The sequence below is a fragment of the Streptomyces sp. H27-D2 genome, assembly GCF_035828615.1.
GTDB lineage: Bacteria > Actinomycetota > Actinomycetes > Streptomycetales > Streptomycetaceae > Streptomyces.
On record NZ_JAYMZR010000019.1, the window covers coordinates 26339 to 43526 of the forward strand.

Below are 17188 nucleotides of genomic sequence, written 5' to 3' on the forward strand. Positions count from 1 at the left end.
CAGGACTGCACGCAACTCCTCAAACCGGGGTGCTCCCGAAGATATTCCCGGCGGGATGAAACAGCTGCCCGAGGAGTGGGTCGACGGGCTACTTGACGGTGCCGCCCGCACCGGCCTTTCCGCCGGCCGAGCCCTTGGTCGCGGACTTCGGAATCGGCTGGTCGGCCTTGAGCGCCCGCCACACCTGGCCGGCCTTCTTGTCGAGCGGCAGCACCCGGTTCAGGTCCGCGGGGTCGTACGTCACCGGCAGCGTGGTCATGCTGATGTCGTTCGAGCCGATGCCCTTGATGCCACTGGCGAAGGACGTGAGGTCCTTGACCGAGTTGAGCTCGGAGTCGGTGGTGACGGCCTTGGTGGCGGTGTCCGCGACCTTGAAGAGCTTGGCCGGGTCGCCGAACAGGCCGACGTCCTTGACCTGGTCCATCAGCGCCTTGATGAAGGCCTGCTGCACCTGGATGCGGCCCAGGTCACTGCCGTCGCCGACGCCGTGCCGGGTCCGTACCAGGCCGAGCGCCTGCTCGCCCTTGAGGGTGTGCTTGCCCGCGTCCAGGTCGAGGTGGCTCTTCTCGTCCTGGATCTTCTGGGTGGTGGTGATGTCGACGCCGCCGAGGGTGTCGATGAGCTTCTTGAAGCCGGTGAAGTCGACCTCGATGTAGTGGTCCATCCGGATCTTGGTCATGGACTCGACGGTCTTGACCGCGCAGGCCGGGCCGCCGACCGAGTACGACTCGTTGAACATGACCTGGGAGGCCGCGGGCGAGTCGCCGCCCTTGGGATCGGTGCACTGCGGGCGGTGCACCAGGGTGTCCCGCGGGATGCTGACGACGCTGGCCTTCTTGTGGCCCTCGTAGATGTGCATGATCATCGCGGTGTCGGAGCGGGCGCTGCCCTCGTCGGCGCCGTATTTGCCGTTTTTCCCGGCGCGGGAGTCGGAGCCCAGGACGAGGATGTCCTGGGAGCCGTCGTCGACGTTCTGCGGGCGCTCGGTGCCCAGGGCCGAGTTGATGTCCACGCCCTTGAGGTTGCCGTTGAGCTGGAAATACGCGTAGCCCAGGCCCGTACCGCCGAGCACCACCACTCCCGCGGAGGTCCAGGCGACGATCTTCAGCACCCGGCTGTTGGTGCTGCGCTGCCTGCGTCGGCGGCCGGAGGCGCGTATGCCGCGGGAACGGCCCTCAGCCGTGGTCGCGGTCGTGCTGTCGTCCGCCATCTGCTCCTCAGTCCTCGCTGCGTCGGGTGCCCTTGCCGGCCCGATGAGCCACGGTCGTCCGAACTGTCAGACGATGGCTCGAACGGAAGGGTTGCACAGCGGTCTTCAGTGAGCTTCTTAGAAGAAGACCGCGAGCGCTATGCCGGGAACAGCACTTTCTCGGCCGTCACCTGGGATTTCGGCTGAACCGGGGGTACCGCTTCCAGCCATCGGGCCGCCTGGTTCGTGTGGAAAAGATCTCAGCCGGGCTACCGCCGGCAAGCCGGGTGGCGGAGACCGGCCCCCGGGCCGGAGAACCGGAAGCTCGGCGCCCGGAAACCCGGGAGGGCCTTCCCGCCACTGGTGTGACGGAAAGGCCCTCCCGATGCCGCTGAGGCGCGCGAGCGGAGCCGCGCGATCCGGTCAGTCGTTGCCGTTGCCCATGCCCGGCGTCGTCTTCTGGATCTGGAGCAGGAACTCCGCGTTGCTCTGGGTCTTCTTCATCTTGTCCAGCAGCAGCTCGATGGCCTGCTGCGAGTCGAGCGCGTGCAGCACCCGGCGGAGCTTCCAGATGACGGCCAGCTCGTCGCTGCCCATCAGGATCTCCTCCTTACGGGTACCGGACGGGTCGACGTCGACCGCCGGGAAGATGCGCTTGTCCGAGAGCTTGCGGTCGAGCTTGAGCTCCATGTTGCCGGTGCCCTTGAACTCCTCGAAGATCACCTCGTCCATCCGCGAGCCGGTCTCGACGATCGCGGTGGCCAGGATGGTCAGCGAGCCGCCGTCCTCGATGTTGCGCGCCGCGCCGAAGAACTTCTTCGGCGGGTAGAGCGCGGTCGAGTCGACACCGCCGGACAGGATGCGGCCGGAGGCGGGCGCCGCGAGGTTGTACGCGCGGCCCAGACGGGTGATGGAGTCCAGCAGGACGACCACGTCGTGACCCAGCTCGACGAGACGCTTGGCGCGCTCGATGGCCAGCTCGGCGACGGTGGTGTGGTCCTCGGCCGGGCGGTCGAAGGTCGAGGAGATGACCTCGCCCTTCACCGACCGCTGCATGTCGGTGACCTCTTCGGGACGCTCGTCCACCAGGACGACCATCAGGTGGCACTCGGGGTTGTTGACGGTGATCGCGTTGGCGATCGCCTGCATGATCATGGTCTTGCCGGTCCTCGGCGGCGCCACGATCAGACCGCGCTGGCCCTTGCCGATCGGCGCGATCAAGTCGATGATCCGCGTCGTCAGAATGCCGGGGTCGGTCTCCAGGCGGAGCCGGTCCTGCGGGTAGAGCGGCGTCAGCTTCTGGAACTCCGGGCGGCCGCGGCCGCTTTCGGGCGCCATGCCGTTGCACGAGTCGAGACGGACCAGCGCGTTGAACTTCTCGCGCCGCTCGCCGTCCTTGGGCTGCCGCACCGCGCCGGTGGTGTGGTCGCCCTTGCGCAGGCCGTTCTTGCGGACCTGGGCCAGCGAGACGTACACGTCGTTCGGGCCCGGCAGGTAGCCGGAGGTCCGGATGAACGCGTAGTTGTCGAGGATGTCCAGGATGCCCGCGACGGGGATCAGCACATCGTCGTCGTTGACCGGGACCTCGTTGCCGAACTCCTCGCGCCCACGACGGCCGCGGCGGTCGCGGTAGCGGCCCCGACGGCCGCGGCGGCCACCCTCGAAGTCGTCGTCGTCCTGCTGTTGCTGCGGGTTGCCCTGTTGCTGCTGCTGCGGGTTGCCACCGCCGCGGTTGTCACCGCGGTTGTCGCCGCCGCGGTTGTCGCGCTGCTGACGGTTTCCGCCGTCGTTGCCGCCACCCGCGCTGCCGCCGGCCGCGTCGCCGCTCTTGCCGCGGCCACGCTCGCCTCGCTCGGCACGGTCACCGCGGTCGGCGCGCTCGGCACGGTCGCCGCGGTCGCGCTGGTTGCCGCGCTCCCGGCGTTCGTTCTTCTGACCCTGGCCCTGGTCCTGACCCTGACGGTCCTGGCGCTCGCGGCGCTCGCCGCCCTTGGCCTTGCCGTCGGCGCCTTCCGTGGCGGACACCGCGACAGCGGCCTCGGCCTTGGAGTCGCTCTTGGGCTCGGTGCGGTTCTCGGCCTTGGTCACCGTGGTGCTTCCGGTCTGGGCATCCGCGGTGTCCGGGCTGCCCGCCTGCGCGGTGGCGCGGCGACGGCGTCGCTCGCCGACCGGCTGGTCGTCGCTGGCCGGCTGGCCGGGGATGTCGATCTGCTGCTGGGCCGTGGCCTGCTCTGCGGCCGGCGCGGCCGGCCCGGCGACCGGCTGCTCACCCTCGCCCGTACGGGCCTTGGAGGTGGCGCGGCGCTTCGGCTTCGTCTCCGCCTCGGCGGGGGCGGCGTCAGCGGTCTTGGCCGCGGGCGAGCCGCCGCCCTGCTTGTCCTTGATGACCTCGATCAGCTGGCCCTTGCGCATCCGCGCGGTGCCCTTGATCCCGAGGCTGGAAGCAAGCTGCTGCAGCTCCGCCAGGACCATGGCGTCAAGGCCGGTGCCGGAACGGCGACGCTTGGGGGCAGCACCGGTGGCAGGCGCGGTGGGCGCGGCGGCGGTGTCGTCGACACGTGCGCCCATCAGATCGGTGGTGTCGCTCACGAAGGGTCCTTCCCTGGAGCGGGCGTCGGCCTGTCTGGCGCGGCGACCGGTTGTGCTGTCCGGCTTACGGTCCTGTGTCTGCGGACCGGGCCGGGGCGGTTGTCCGCCGGAGACGGCGGAAAGATCAGTGCTTGATTCCGGCGCAAAGCGATGGCGTGACACTGGTGTGCGGTATCAGTCATGTCGCTCACGTCGATTCCGGAGCGTGCTCATCGCTGCACAGGCAGGCTGCTCAGGCAGTGTGGGAGGCTCCCGGAAGAAATGGTGATCCCGAATGGGGACACGGAGCACCACGCCTATCAGGCGTCGGGTGCTCACTTGAGGTTAACACTACTGGGTCCAACTAACATTCCCCCTCTCCAAGACCTGCAATCGTTCGCTGTCGCAGGTCGCGTTCACGGCGCGAGCGGCAGTACGCACGCCCCCTCGGCGTCCAGCGCGAGCCGGTTGGCCGCCCATCCCTCGCCCGCCATCCGGGCGACCTTGTCGGCCGCGGCGTCCTCGACCAGCGCGAGCACCGTGGGGCCCGCGCCGGAGATGACGGCAGGGACGCCGTCCGCGCGCAGACGGTTCACCAGCGCGAGGGTCTCCGGCATCGCCGGAGCACGGTATTCCTGGTGCAGCCGGTCCTCGGTTGCCGCCAGCAGCAGCTCGGGACGCCTGGTCAGCGCCTCGACGAGCAGTGCGGCACGGCCCGCGTTGGCGGCCGCGTCGACATGCGGGACCGTTCGCGGCAGCAGGCCGCGGGCCGTCTCGGTGAGTACCGCGTCGGCGGGCACGAAAACCACCGGAACGACTGACTCCGCGGGATCCATCCGGATCGCCCGCGCGGCGCCCGAGTCCGTCCAGGCGAGCGTGAAGCCGCCCAGCAGACAGGCGGCGACGTTGTCGGGGTGACCCTCGATCTCGGTGGCCAGCTCCAGCAGCGCGGCGTCGTCGAGCTTCTCGGCCCCGCCTATCGTCACCGCGCGGGCTGCGACGATGCCGGCGCAGATGGCGGCGGACGAGGAGCCGAGGCCGCGGCCGTGCGGAATGCGGTTGGCGCAGACGATCTCCAGGCCGCGCGGCTGTCCGCCGAGCAGGTCGAAGGCGGTGCGCAGCGACCGGACGAGCAGATGGTCCTCATCGCGCGGCAGGGTTTCGGCGCCCTCCCCCGCGATGTCGATGTGCAGCCCGGAGTCGGCGACCCGGACCACGACATCGTCGTACAGCCCCAGGGACAAGCCGAGGGCATCAAAACCGGGGCCGAGATTTGCGCTGGTGGCGGGGGTGCGCACTCGGACGGCGGCGGCGCGGAACGCGGGACCGGCCATCGAACGATGACTCTCCTTGTGAGACAGCTTTTTCTGGTTTCGCGGGTACTGCGGGTTCTTCTCGAAGGCTTCTCGGCCCGACGCGATGCGTCAGGCCCCGAGTGCCCCGACGGGCCGCCGCGCACGGCGGCGGGAGTCTGCGGCGGCCGGGGTTGGGGTCAGCCTATCGAAGGAAGGTTCTGTCGCGACATAGGGCGCACGGGAGGCGCACGATACGTGTCGCGCGCCGCCCGCTGCCTTGCGGTCGTTTCGCCTGGTCAAGCCGGATACCGGTTACGCCAGGCCGAGCTGTTCGGCCGCCGCGGCCGCGTCGATCGGCACCGTCACGGGCTGCGGCGCGCCGGCCACGGCCCAGTCCGGGTCCTTGAGGCCGTTGCCGGTGACCGTGCAGACGATGCGCTGGCCGGGATCGACCTTGCCCTGCTCGGCGGCCTTGAGCAGACCGGCGACGCTCGCGGCCGAGGCCGGCTCGACGAAAACGCCCTCCTGCGCGGCGAGAAGCCGGTAGGCGGCCAGGATTTGACGGTCGGTCACCTCGTCGATGAGGCCGCCCGATTCGTCGCGCGCCTGCTCGGCGAAGCTCCAGGACGCGGGGTTGCCGATCCGGATCGCGGTGGCGATGGTGTGCGGGTCCTTGACGATCTCGCCGCGCACGATCGGCGCCGAGCCGGACGCCTGGTAGCCCCACATCCGGGGCCTGCGGGAGGAGAGGCCGTCGGCCGCGTACTCCCGGTAGCCCCGCCAGTAGGCGGTGATGTTGCCGGCGTTGCCGACGGGCAGCACATGGATGTCGGGCGCGTCGCCCAGCGCGTCGACGATCTCGAACGCCGCGGTCTTCTGGCCCTCGATGCGCGCCGGGTTCACCGAGTTGACCAGCGCCACCGGGTACTTCTCGGAGAGGCTGCGGGCGAGCGTCAGGCAGTCGTCGAAGTTGCCGTCGACCTGGAGGATGCGCGCGCCGTGGACGAGCGCCTGGCCCATCTTGCCCAGCGCGATCTTGCCCTGCGGGACCAGCACCGCGCAGACCATTCCGGCCCGTACGGCGTAGGCGGCCGCGGAGGCGGAGGTGTTGCCGGTGGAGGCGCAGATGACGGCCTGCGCGCCCTCCTCCTTGGCCCGCGAGATGGCCATGGTCATGCCGCGGTCCTTGAAGGACCCGGTGGGGTTGGCGCCCTCGACCTTGAGGTGGACCTCGCAGCCGGTGCGCTCGGAGAGCACCTGCGCGGGCACCAGCGGGGTGCCGCCCTCACGGAGGGTGATCACCGGAGTCGTGGCGCTGACCGGAAGCCGGTCGCGGTACTCCTCGATGATGCCGCGCCACTGGTGGGTGCCGGCCGCGGCCTCGCCGCGCTGGATGGGTGCGGTTGCAGACATGGTTTTTCCTTACTCCCCTTCGACCCGCATGATGCTCGCGACGCCGCGCACGGTGTCCAGCTGCCGCAGCGCGTCGACGGTCGCCGACAGGGCGGCGTCGGGCGCCCTGTGCGTGACGACGACGAGCGACGCCTCGCCGTCCTTGCCCGACTGGCGGACCGTGTCGATCGACACGTCGTGCTCGGCGAAGACCGTGGCGACCTGGGCCAGTACGCCCGGCTTGTCGGCCACGTCGAGGCTGATGTGATAGCGCGTGACGACCTCGCCCATCGGGCTGACGGGCAGCCTGGTGTAGGCGGACTCCCCCGGTCCGGTCACGTCGTTCAGTTTGTTGCGGCAGACCGCGACGAGGTCGCCGAGGACCGCGGAGGCGGTCGGCGGGCCGCCCGCGCCCGGTCCGTAGAACATCAGCTGCCCGGCCGCGTCGGCCTCGACGAACACCGCGTTGTACGCCTCGCGGACCGAGGCGAGCGGGTGGCTCAGCGGGATCATCGCGGGGTGCACGCGGGCGGTGACGGACCTGCCGTCGGCGGCGCGCTCGCAGATCGCGAGGAGCTTGACGGTGCAGCCCATCCGCTTCGCGGAGGCGATGTCGGCGGAGGTGACCTCGGTGAGGCCCTCGCGGTGCACGTCGTCGATGGTGACGCGGGTGTGGAAGGCGATGCCGGCCAGGATCGCGGCCTTCGCGGCGGCGTCGAAGCCCTCGACGTCGGCGGTCGGGTCGGCCTCGGCGTAGCCCAGGGCGGTGGCCTCGTCGAGGGCCTCGCTGTAGCCGGCGCCGTGGGAGTCCATCCGGTCGAGGATGAAGTTCGTCGTGCCGTTGACGATGCCGAGCACCCGGTTGACCTTGTCGCCGGCGAGGGACTCGCGCAGCGGCCTGACCAGCGGGATCGCGCCGGCGACGGCGGCCTCGTAGTAGAGGTCGGCGCCGTACTTCTCGGCGGCGGCGTGCAGCGCCGCGCCGTCGGCGGCGACCAGCGCCTTGTTGGCGCTCACGACGCTGGCGCCGTGCTCGAAGGCGGTGGTGATCAGGGTGCGGGCGGGTTCGATGCCGCCGATGACCTCGATGACGACGTCGATGTCACCGCGCTTGACCAGCGCGGTGGCGTCGGTGGTGACGAGTTCGGGCGGGACGCCCTCGCGCAGCCGGTCCGGCCGGCGCACGGCGATCCCCACCAGTTCGACCGGCGCGCCGATGCGGGCCGCGAGGTCGGCGGCCTGCGTCGTCATGATGCGCGTCACCTCTGAGCCGACCACGCCACAGCCCAGGAGCGCCACTTTCAGCGGCCGCGTACGCATCATCCGACCTACGCCTTTCATCGAGCACAGTTCATCGAGCACAGTCATCGAGCTTCACCGAGCACAGTCCCTGTACATCTCGTCACCGCACACTTTCGTATGCGGTAGTGGACCAGTCTCACTCACCGGACGGGGGATTCCGCCCCCGGTCCATGATGCGAGATAAGAATCTCGCTAACCGACATCGAGCCGCAGAAGATCCTCCTCCGTCTCACGCCGGACGATCACCCGGGCCTCGCCGGAGTCGACCGCTACGACGGGCGGGCGCAGCGCGTGGTTGTAGTTGCTGGCCATGGAACGGCAGTACGCACCGGTGGCCGGCACGGCGAGCAGGTCGCCGGGCGCGAGGTCGGCGGGCAGGAACGCGTCCTTGACCACGATGTCGCCGGACTCGCAGTGCTTGCCGACGACGCGGGAGAGCATCGGCTCGGCGTCGGAGGTCCTGGAGACCAGCGCGACGCTGTAGTCGGCGTCGTAGAGCGCGGTACGGATGTTGTCGGACATGCCGCCGTCCACGCTGACGTAGGTCCGCAGCCCTTCGAGGTGCTTGACGGTGCCGACCTCGTAGAGGGTGAAGGCGGTCGGGCCGACGATCGCGCGGCCCGGCTCGACGGACAGCCGCGGCACCGAGAGCCCGGCCAGCCGGCACTCGCGGGTGACGATGTCGCCGAGCGCCTTGGCGATCTCGTGCGGCTCGCTCGGGTCGTCGTCGGAGGTGTAGGCGATGCCGAGCCCGCCGCCGAGGTCGATCTCGGGCAGCTCGATGCCGTGCTCGTCGCGGACCTCGGTGAGCAGCTGCACGACCCGGTGCGCGGAGACCTCGAAGCCGGCCATGTCGAAGATCTGCGAGCCGATGTGCGAGTGGATGCCGACGAGCTCCAGCCCGTCCAGCTTGAGCACCCGGCGCACGGCCTCGGCAGCCTGCCCGTCGGCGAGCCCGATGCCGAACTTCTGGTCCTCGTGGGCGGTGGCGATGAACTCGTGGGTGTGCGCCTCGACGCCCACCGTCACCCGGATCTGCACACGCTGGCGCTTGCCGAGCCGGTCGGCGATGTGCGCGACGCGGACGATCTCCTGGAACGAGTCGAGGACGATCCGGCCGACGCCCTCGCGGATGGCCCGCTCGATCTCGGCGGTGCTCTTGTTGTTGCCGTGCAGCGCGATCCGCTCGGCGGGCATCCCGGCGTCCAGCGCGGTCGCCAGCTCGCCCGCGGAGCAGACGTCGAGGTTGAGGCCCTCCTCGTACAGCCAGCGGACGACCGCGCGGGAGAGGAACGCCTTGCCGGCGTAGAAGACGTCGGCGTCCTCCCCGAAGGCGTCGCGCCAGGCGCGGCAGCGGGCCCGGAAGTCGGCCTCGTCGAGGAAGTAGGCGGGCGTGCCGAACTCCTCGGCCAGCTTGAGCACGTCGAGGCCGCCGACCTGGGCGACGCCCTCGGCGTCACGGGTGACCGTGCGGGACCAGACGTTCGGGTCGAGGGCGTTGAGGTCGGTGGGGGGCGCCGAGTAGTGCCCTTCGGACATGACATCGGCGTGGCGGGGCCCGGCGGGGTGGGCGGAACGGCTCATGGGGCGACTGAACTCCTCAGAGATGCGCGGGTGCGGTTATGCCGAGCTGGTGGAGGCCGTTGGCCAGCACCGTCCCGGTGGCCTCGGCGAGGGCCAGACGGGCGCGGTGAACGGCCGAGGGTTTCTGATCGCCGTACGGAAGCGGCGGACAGCCGGCGAGCGTGCGCTGCAGCGCTTCGGCCGTCGTCTCCAGGTGACGGGCGACCCGCTCGGGGGCGCGATGGCGGGCGGCGGCCCGGGCGACGCCCGGGAAGTCGGCGAGCAGGCCGAGGAGGACCCGCTCGCCGGGGTCGTCGTAGGCGGTGGTCCCCGGGTCTGCGTGGCCTGCGGTGCCCGCATCCTGCTCCGGGGTCCGTTCCAGGCCCAGATCGCGGGCGTTGCGGAGCAGGGCGCTGGTGCGGGCGTACGCGTACTGGACGCGGAAGAGCGGGTTGCTCTCACGCTGGACGAGCAGCAGCTCCGGGTCCGGGTACGGCGGGCCGAGCAGCGCCCAGCGGGCGGCGTCGGGGCCGAGGCGGCGCAGGGAGTCGTCGTCGGGGGTGGGCGGGGCGTGGTTGTGCGGGGCCGGGGCGGCCTGCTGCTCGTACGCCCCGTACGCGGGTCCGTCCGCGGGTCCGTCCGCGGATTCATCCAAGGCCCCGTACGCCGTCCCCTCCGCGAGGATCGTCCGGACGAGATCGCTGTGCCCGCCGCCGTCGAGGGTGATGTTGAGGAAGCCCGGAGCGGCGATCTCGACGCGGGCGATGCCGGGCTCGCGCGCCAGCCCCCGGCGCAGGATCTCGGCGACCTGGCGGGGCTGCCGCCCGGCCGCCGCGGCCAGCTCCAGCGCGATGTTCGTGGCGTAGTCGCCGCAGCCGGGGCGCGGCGGGGTGCGGACGGTGACCCGCGCGGGCACAGGAACGCGCAGCTCATCGGTCTCTACGGCACGGCGCACGGTGTGCAGCACGGTGCGGGAGAGTTCTGCGGGGGTCACAGGGTCAAGCGTATGGGAGGAGGGGGGTGGGGACGCGAACAGGTTTCACCCACCGGGACCGGCGGCCTCACCCAGCGGGACCGACAGCGGGTTCCGCGTCGTCGGCCCCGGCGCTCTTCGAGAGTCCGTCCCGTCCGCCGCCCCGCTCCGCACCGCGCCCCTCAGCGGGGCCGTCCCCTTCCGGCGAGCCGTCCGGGAACATCAGCCGCCGCACCAGCCGCACCAGATCCATCGGTTCGAAGGGCTTCGCGAGGAACGCGTCCACCCCCGCCGACTGCCCCGCGTCGACCTCCAGCTGCGTGCACGCGCTGATGATCGCGATCGGCGCATCGCGGGTACGGGGGTCGGCGCGCAGCCGGGCAGCCGTCCGCAGCCCGTCCAGCCGGGGCATGACGACGTCGAGGGTGATGACAGCGGGACGCACCTGGTGAACGACGTCCAGGCACTCGGCACCATCGGCCGCGGTCATGACCTCGAAGCCTTCGAGTTCGAGATTGACCCTGATCAACTGCCGGATGACCTTGTTGTCGTCGACGACAAGGACCCGGCCCGACAAGCCAGGCACAGGCAAAAGCCTAGGCGCGCCCCTCCGGCCGCGTCCGGCTTTTGCCCACTTCCACCAGGTGCGGGGGAGCTTTCACCGAGCGGGTGGGGCGGGCGGGGCGGATGCGCTACGGGGTGCTGCGGAGCCGCTGCCGGGGCTTCGCGCACGGCGGCGGGGCCGCGCGTGAGCGGTCCGCCGGCCGTCCCCTCGTCGCCCCCCGCTGTCCCCCGGCGGCCCGGGGACGATCACCGGAAAGGTGTTTCTGATGACCCCGTTGGAGCTGGTAGGGTTCTAAGCGTCGCTGTGAACAGCGGCAACACGCCCCCGTAGCTCAGGGGATAGAGCGTCGGCCTCCGGAGCCGGATGCGCAGGTTCGAATCCTGCCGGGGGCACTTCGAGAGAAGTGCCGAGACCCCGTCACCAGCTGAAACGCTGGGGGCGGGGTCTTCGTGTATCTGCGGCCGGACACGGCGATCGCATGGCCCGCACACCGCCGCAGCGGGTTCCGGACGCACACATCGCATCGGCCGCGGTTGAAGTGGCTGCACGGCAAGCGAGTGGGACCCCGCCGCACGCCGGCCGAACCACCGGCCATACAGAGACCGCCCGGGAGGCGGCGGAGGCAGAGGCCGAGCGGTGACCGACTGGGCGTGCAAGTCAGGCTGCTTGTACGGACGCCGCAATCAGCGCTGGGCGGTCACCCGTGAGATAGACGGATGGCGCTCCCTCGCGCATCGGCACCACGGGACCGCCGACGTGGCACTGCCCCCTCCAGCAGGGAGCGTTGAACACGAGTCGCGAGGGATCAGCGCCGGCGCGACGGTCCCTCGGGCGTCCATCTGGCAGACCCCAGAGGCGCGGCGGCAGCGCTGTCGGCCCCACGTTCGGTCTTCGCTCCCGCTCCCCCGCTTCGCCGCCACGTCAGGTCCCGCCAGAGCAACATCACCTCCACGCGCCCTCAACCGCTTTGCACCCACAACGTTTTCTCGATAGACATATGTGCTAACCGGTGGGACGTATGTGGTGCAGGTGCACACTGCGTCAGTTCGGGAGCCGGTGTGCATACGACTATTCGGGGGTGGGTGCATGCAGTTCGACCTGGGGTCTACGACGCTGTCGGAGCTGGGGAAGGGCACAACGGCGTCCAGTACTGATCTGGGCACGTTGATCCGGCAGCTCATCGCGGCCGCGGATCCGCTGGAGGGGAAGTTCAACGGGGCCGGCAAGGCCGCGTTCGATTCCTTCAAGCTGCGCGCGGACGAGGTCACGGATGCGCTGAACGGGGCGCTGAACGCGATCCTGGGCGGGCAGTCGGGCATGGACACCGCCTTCGGCGCCGGTGATCAGGAGTCGGAGAGCAACGCCCACCAGAACATGGCCGGAGCCAACTTCGACGCCGCCCGGTTCTCCGGGCGATAAAAACGGGGGATATCGCGATGGGGCAGAACCAGGACCGGAACAGCTACGACACCGGCGCCTCGACAGAGGTCCAGGGCGGCCTGCAGGGGATCATCGGCCGGCTCGAACTCGTGCTGGCCGACCGGGACGCCGCGGTGAAGGCCGCGATGGGGGACTTCAGCGCCGACGGGGTCTCCGACGAATACCACGGCAAGGAAATCCGCTGGAACCGCGCGGCGAACGAGGTGCGCGACATCATCCGCCTCGTGCGCGGCACGCTGGAGCAGAACGACGATACGGCGCAGTCGACGGTGACCCGGGCCAAGGCCGCGGTCGACAACATCGGCTGACCGAGCCAGCCAGGGGGCAAGGGGCCGAGGGGCCAGGGGCAAGTCGTCGGGTCGCTGGTGGGCGGCTTCGGTACGGGGTTCGGGGATGCGGGGGGATTTTCGTGACGAGTTGGGACATCAGTCAGTCCGGGGTACAGGGCGTTCTCAGCAAGGCGGCGACGGCTGCCGAGGGGCTGGCGAAAGTCGGCGGCGAGTTGGAGAAGACCCTGCCGAGCGCCGCGAGTTCGGCAGGCACGATCTCGGCCGCCTACTGTGGCGCGCCACCGAGCGGTCCGGTCGAGGCGGCGCTGAGTCAGTTCTTCCTGGCCCGGCGGAAGGACCTGGCCTACGTGGCCCTACGCACCGGGAACTCGCTGAACGGGGCCGCCGCGGCCACCAACGCGTACACCGAGGGCAACCTGAAAATGGCGGCGACCGCGCAGAGCCAAGCGGTGGCGGAGCCCAGGATCAATGAGTCCGGGCACCAGGTCGATGCGTCCGGGAAGGAAATCGATCCGTCCGGCCACGGAAAGAAGCAGGGCACGCCGTGAGCGACAAAGACCTCATCATACCTTCAGGTATCCCCCAGTTCACCGGCAATCTGGCGCAACTGGAGACCGACTCGGCGGCCCTGACCACGGAGGCGGGAAACTTCCGGTCCTCCGGAGCGTCCGTGCACTCCACATTTCAGGGGCTCTCGGCGTTCTACCACGCGCCCGAGGCGGACCAGTTGTTCGCCACCACGGCACCGGTGGCCACCAAGTCTGACGCGTTCGCGGATGACTTGGAGAAGGTGGCCACCGCCCTCAGCGTGTACGGCACCGAGGTACGGCCGCTGGTGAAAAGGCTCGAAAGCCTACAAACCGATGCATTCTCGTTCCTGGACAGCATCGAGGGCGACGACGACTGGCGTGAGGACGAGAAGAAGGTCAATCACAACAACGCCCTGGTCGATGACGTCAGAGTCACCACGACGGCGTTCTGGGCGGCCGAGCGAAGCTGCCACGGCAAGATCATCGCCCTGGTGGCCGGCGGGACCCCGCTCATCACCGACGACGGCTCTCACAAGCCGAACATGTACGGCTACAAGGCCGACGACCTCAAGCACGCCGAAGAGACGCCCTGGGGCTCGACCACCGAGCAGGAGTACACCGGCCTGGCCTGGGCCGGTCACCAGGTCAAGAGCTTCGTGTGGGACGGCTTCATCATGGACGGCGTGGTGGGCACCTTCAAGGGACTGGGCACCCTGGTCGTCGCCGACGGCTGGGATGCCGCGGGGCAGGCCTGGACCAGCCTCGCCAAGCTCGCCACCGGCGTGGTCCTCACCGCCACCCCCGTCACCTCGGCCCTCTTCTGGCTCACCCCCGACGACAAGCTGCCCAGCTGGATCCGCGACTCGCGCACCGCCATGAAGGAGACCGGCAAGGCGCTCGTTGCCTGGGACGAATGGGAGAAGAACCCGTCCCGCGCGGCCGGCACGGTCAGCTTCAACGTCATCACCACGATCGTCACCGGCGGCACGGGCACCGCCGCCAAGGCCGGTGGGGTCGCCCGGGCCGTCTCCATCGCGGGCAAAGCCGGCCGCCTCGTCGACCCCATCACCTACGTCGCCAAGGGCGGAAAGTTCGCCTTCAGCAAGGTCGGCGACCTGATGGTGAACCTGAAACAGCTGCGCACCAGCACTTTCGCCGACATCCCGGGCGGCACCTACAAGCTGCCCGAACTGACCGACGTCGCACCCGGGCGGCCCGCGATCCTGCCGAAGAACACCATCCAACTGGTCGATCGCCAGGGCAAAACGGTCTACCTGGACGCCGACAGCGGCGCACTCTTCGACGAATCCGGCAAGGTTCTCCAGTCCTCCAACAAGATCCCGCACGAACCCTCAGCAGCCGAGCGCGCCCCGGACCACGCCACCGAGCCGAACCCGCTGCCGCAGCGGGAGCCGGTGCTGGTCGGTGCCCACGTCGGGGACGACGCCGTCGGAGCCGGCGGGCGCGGCGGGGACCACTTGCCGCCGGGCGGCACGGCACACGATTTCGGCCGGGGCCCCTCCGCCACCCATGAACCACCCGCCGGCCCACCACGCGGTTCCACGCCGTCCCACGGCGACAACGGAACGGGTGCCCTTCCACCGCGCGGTGGGTTCTCCCACGGGGCCGGCGACGGTGCCGACGCACAAGACCTGCTGGCACCGGTCCGGGCGACGGGCCCGGCATCGGCCATGCCGCCGACGACGGAGCCGCCGATGTGGCTGAGGGCGGCGCTCCCGGGCAACACGGTGACAGTGGGACCGGCGGTTCATCGAACTCGAGCGTCAAGTCCTGGAAAGCCGAGGACACTGTCGTAGGTACAGCCAAGGGAAAGACTCTGCTGTACCCCAACGCGCGACACGACTTGAGCGGAGTGAAGAACGGAGCTCCAGACGAGAAAAACACCGTGATTCTGCCAGAGACTAAGGCAGCGGTAAAGGCAGATATAGCCGAAATCGCCGCAGGCAGGGCTTTCTTCGATAGAGTCAGCCAACGCTATACAGTCAATGGGCGAAGTTACGTCATAGAACCGACGGGAAGAGTCTTCCCGGATTCGGGTCCCGGGCTAGTGCCCCTGAACCGGGTTGAGTACACAGCTTTGAAGCACATCATGCGAGCCAACGGGGACATGAGTAAGCTGCAAGTCATGTTCAGCAAGGCGCCGCAGTTCAGAGAGAATCCCCAAGCTGTTGAGAAGGCACTCGCCTTGTATCGAAAGTACTACTCATGATGTACAACGTCTTGATTGCCTGCGATGCGGTCCCAACAGGACTTGCGCAGGCTCTGGCCAACGCATTTGCCACCCCATTGGGCAGCGTTGACGTATCACCATCGTCCGAACTGGAGGCGCGTAATTGGGATGCGACGGTAACTTGTGAATACGAAGGGATCCGCGGTGACCTGGACTGGATGCTGACCGTCTATGCGGCTGAAGAGGTCGCTGCGCACCCCTCGGAGGAGTCGCTGTCCCTGGCGTTGGCGCAGTCGCTCGGTGTATCCGTCCTCTACCCGTGGGGGACTCTGCCGTGGATCCGGAAGGTGGCAACTCCGCCTGGAGAGTTGACGTACGCACGGATTGAGCAGCCGGAGGGCGAGGAAGGTGAGTTCCGGGTCACCGCAGTGGAACTCCCAGTGCCGGACTTCCCGGGTGCGGCAGTCGGAAAGCTCCCCGAAATCGTCAAGGACCTGCCGATTCCGACGCCGCTAGCTGACGACTGTGTTCCGCCCATCAGGGAAGCTGGGTGGAAAAATATCCATGGCCTCCTGGCGAATTGGGAGCGGCTGGCCTCGCGTATGGCCGCGAAGTGGCCACCTTCCGGCTGGTATCCCGCCGATATGTACCGCGAAGACCTGGAGTGCCGCGATGAGTTGGAAAATCTCATCGCGCCCCTCCCGGAGTCGGCACGGGCGCGGATTCAGGATGCCCTCATGGCAGTGGACTCGTCGTACCGCGAAGGCACAGTGGATGACGGCGGCCGAGCACTGGCGGCCCGCACTGATGGACTGGAGTCTGCCGAAATCGCCCTGCGGCCTTGGTACTGGCATCGTCGGCCGGCGACCGTGCCATGGGAACAGTAGGGACTGAGAGAAGTCGAGACGTGACTGCTCACGAGGTTGTGTGACCTGCTGACGGTCGGCCCTTTGGTCTGGTCATGGGCCTCGCGAAGCACCGTCCACCGACAGCCCGTTCCGCGCTCGCAGCGCGAGGCGTCCGGCCGCAAGCCCGGTCGTCAGACCGGACATGCGGGCGCGAATCTGGAGCGGGCCGCTCTCCTCGGCATCCGTGGGACTGTCGGCTGAGCTCGCTGTACATCACGATATCTGGGGGAGGTTCGCTTTCACCGGCCGCCTTCACCCGGAGGCACAGAAACGGAATTCCCCCCGGTTGAGTGCGGCTCTGCGGGAGCTCAATGAATTGCTCTCCTTGACAGCCGAGCCAGGAGAGCCGACTGCTTCGGTTTCACCGAAGTGCTGGGGGTCGGCACTCCAGGCACGTTGCAGGATGGCTCTGGCCGGTGATGTCGCCGACAAGATTTAGACGGAGTTGATTTCGGAATAGTTCTACGACATCAAGGCGATCGCCGGGCGGTCTCAACCGGCCAAGGGAACTTCGTGATCACTTCAACTCCCGTAGCGCGATGGACTTGGGGACGCGAGCTAAACACGGACGACGAGGCCGTGGAGTGCCTCCGTGCTTTCCTGGCGGTCTATTCACTCTTGGTAGAGCACCGAATCGCCGTGGGTGGTCGGCCAGTAAACATCTCCGTCCCGGAGTACAGAAATCCGAGTACGTACCTTTTCAGGGAAGAAACCAGCGCCGAACTGTCGGCGGCTTCACCCCAACCCGAACTACATCCCTGAGGCCGACCGTGTCCAGTAACCCGGAAATCCTGTACGACAAGGAGATCACCCTTGTCTCTGACGGCAGTGCCCTCACTGGGAAACTCGTCAGCACTTACTCGGAAAACTACTACTCCGTAAGCATCACCTACGGAACGAGCACAACAGAGCACACAGCATGGAACCTTTTCGAGGCGCTTACGCGGGTGCGAACCGATTTGGAAATCAACGGATTGAAGCC

General features: G+C 68.9%; 14 protein-coding genes and 1 tRNA gene. 7 read left to right on the plus strand and 8 right to left on the minus strand.

The features are described 5' to 3' along the window. Nucleotides 1-88: 88 nt before the first annotated feature. From QMK28_RS10545 to QMK28_RS10580, 8 genes are all read right to left on the minus strand, one after another. Nucleotides 89-1210 (minus strand): LCP family protein, encoded by a 1122-nt coding sequence (locus QMK28_RS10545; RefSeq protein ID WP_326436805.1) that lies wholly within the window; start codon nucleotides 1208-1210, stop codon nucleotides 89-91. Between the two features lie 402 nt (nucleotides 1211-1612). Next, entirely contained in the window at nucleotides 1613-3778 is a 2166-nt protein-coding gene (rho, locus tag QMK28_RS10550; RefSeq protein ID WP_326436806.1) for a transcription termination factor Rho, read from the minus strand. 395 nt (nucleotides 3779-4173) lie between these two features. Continuing rightward, on the minus strand, nucleotides 4174-5091 hold the full coding sequence (thrB, locus tag QMK28_RS10555) for a homoserine kinase (RefSeq protein ID WP_326436807.1): 918 nt from the start codon (nucleotides 5089-5091) through the stop codon (nucleotides 4174-4176). A gap of 273 nt (nucleotides 5092-5364) precedes the next feature. Continuing rightward, nucleotides 5365-6465, minus strand: a complete 1101-nt coding sequence (gene thrC / locus QMK28_RS10560) for a threonine synthase (protein ID WP_326436808.1) — start codon at nucleotides 6463-6465, stop codon at nucleotides 5365-5367. A 9-nt stretch (nucleotides 6466-6474) separates the two neighbouring features. Further along, entirely contained in the window at nucleotides 6475-7767 is a 1293-nt protein-coding gene (locus QMK28_RS10565) for a homoserine dehydrogenase (RefSeq protein WP_326436849.1), read from the minus strand. 171 nt (nucleotides 7768-7938) lie between these two features. Then, the gene (gene lysA, locus QMK28_RS10570; protein WP_326436809.1) at nucleotides 7939-9330 is read right to left on the minus strand and encodes a diaminopimelate decarboxylase; all 1392 of its coding nucleotides are present in this window, start codon (nucleotides 9328-9330) and stop codon (nucleotides 7939-7941) included. 16 nt (nucleotides 9331-9346) lie between these two features. After that, nucleotides 9347-10303 (minus strand): ArgS-related anticodon-binding protein NrtL, encoded by a 957-nt coding sequence (nrtL, locus tag QMK28_RS10575; protein ID WP_326436810.1) that lies wholly within the window; start codon nucleotides 10301-10303, stop codon nucleotides 9347-9349. A gap of 67 nt (nucleotides 10304-10370) precedes the next feature. Next, nucleotides 10371-10868 (minus strand): response regulator, encoded by a 498-nt coding sequence (locus tag QMK28_RS10580; protein ID WP_443050641.1) that lies wholly within the window; start codon nucleotides 10866-10868, stop codon nucleotides 10371-10373. A gap of 299 nt (nucleotides 10869-11167) precedes the next feature. On the opposite strand from QMK28_RS10580, the gene QMK28_RS10585 reads away from it, so the two are divergent. The 7 genes from QMK28_RS10585 to QMK28_RS10615 all read left to right on the plus strand — a co-directional run bounded on the left by QMK28_RS10585 (nucleotide 11168) and on the right by QMK28_RS10615 (nucleotide 16185). Further along, nucleotides 11168-11239 (plus strand) — tRNA-Arg (locus QMK28_RS10585). Between the two features lie 694 nt (nucleotides 11240-11933). Further along, a complete protein-coding gene (locus tag QMK28_RS10590; RefSeq protein ID WP_326436811.1) occupies nucleotides 11934-12266 on the plus strand; it encodes a hypothetical protein in 333 nt (110 codons plus the stop codon). 17 nt (nucleotides 12267-12283) lie between these two features. Then, nucleotides 12284-12595, plus strand: coding sequence for a pore-forming ESAT-6 family protein (locus QMK28_RS10595; protein WP_326436812.1), 312 nt, complete (start codon nucleotides 12284-12286; stop codon nucleotides 12593-12595). 101 nt (nucleotides 12596-12696) lie between these two features. Next, nucleotides 12697-13125: a DUF6507 family protein gene (locus QMK28_RS10600; RefSeq protein ID WP_326436813.1), complete on the plus strand. Its 429-nt coding sequence runs from the start codon at nucleotides 12697-12699 to the stop codon at nucleotides 13123-13125. After that, complete coding sequence (locus tag QMK28_RS10605) at nucleotides 13122-14924, plus strand: hypothetical protein (RefSeq protein ID WP_326436814.1); 1803 nt, start codon at nucleotides 13122-13124, stop codon at nucleotides 14922-14924. Before QMK28_RS10600 ends, QMK28_RS10605 begins: the two co-directional genes overlap by 4 nt. Nucleotides 14925-14980: 56 nt before the next feature. Beyond that, on the plus strand, nucleotides 14981-15337 hold the full coding sequence (locus tag QMK28_RS10610; RefSeq protein WP_326436815.1) for a hypothetical protein: 357 nt from the start codon (nucleotides 14981-14983) through the stop codon (nucleotides 15335-15337). Continuing rightward, complete coding sequence (locus QMK28_RS10615) at nucleotides 15334-16185, plus strand: hypothetical protein (protein WP_326436816.1); 852 nt, start codon at nucleotides 15334-15336, stop codon at nucleotides 16183-16185. The genes QMK28_RS10610 and QMK28_RS10615 overlap by 4 nt, the downstream gene beginning before the upstream one ends. The last annotated feature ends 1003 nt before the right edge of the window (nucleotides 16186-17188 follow it).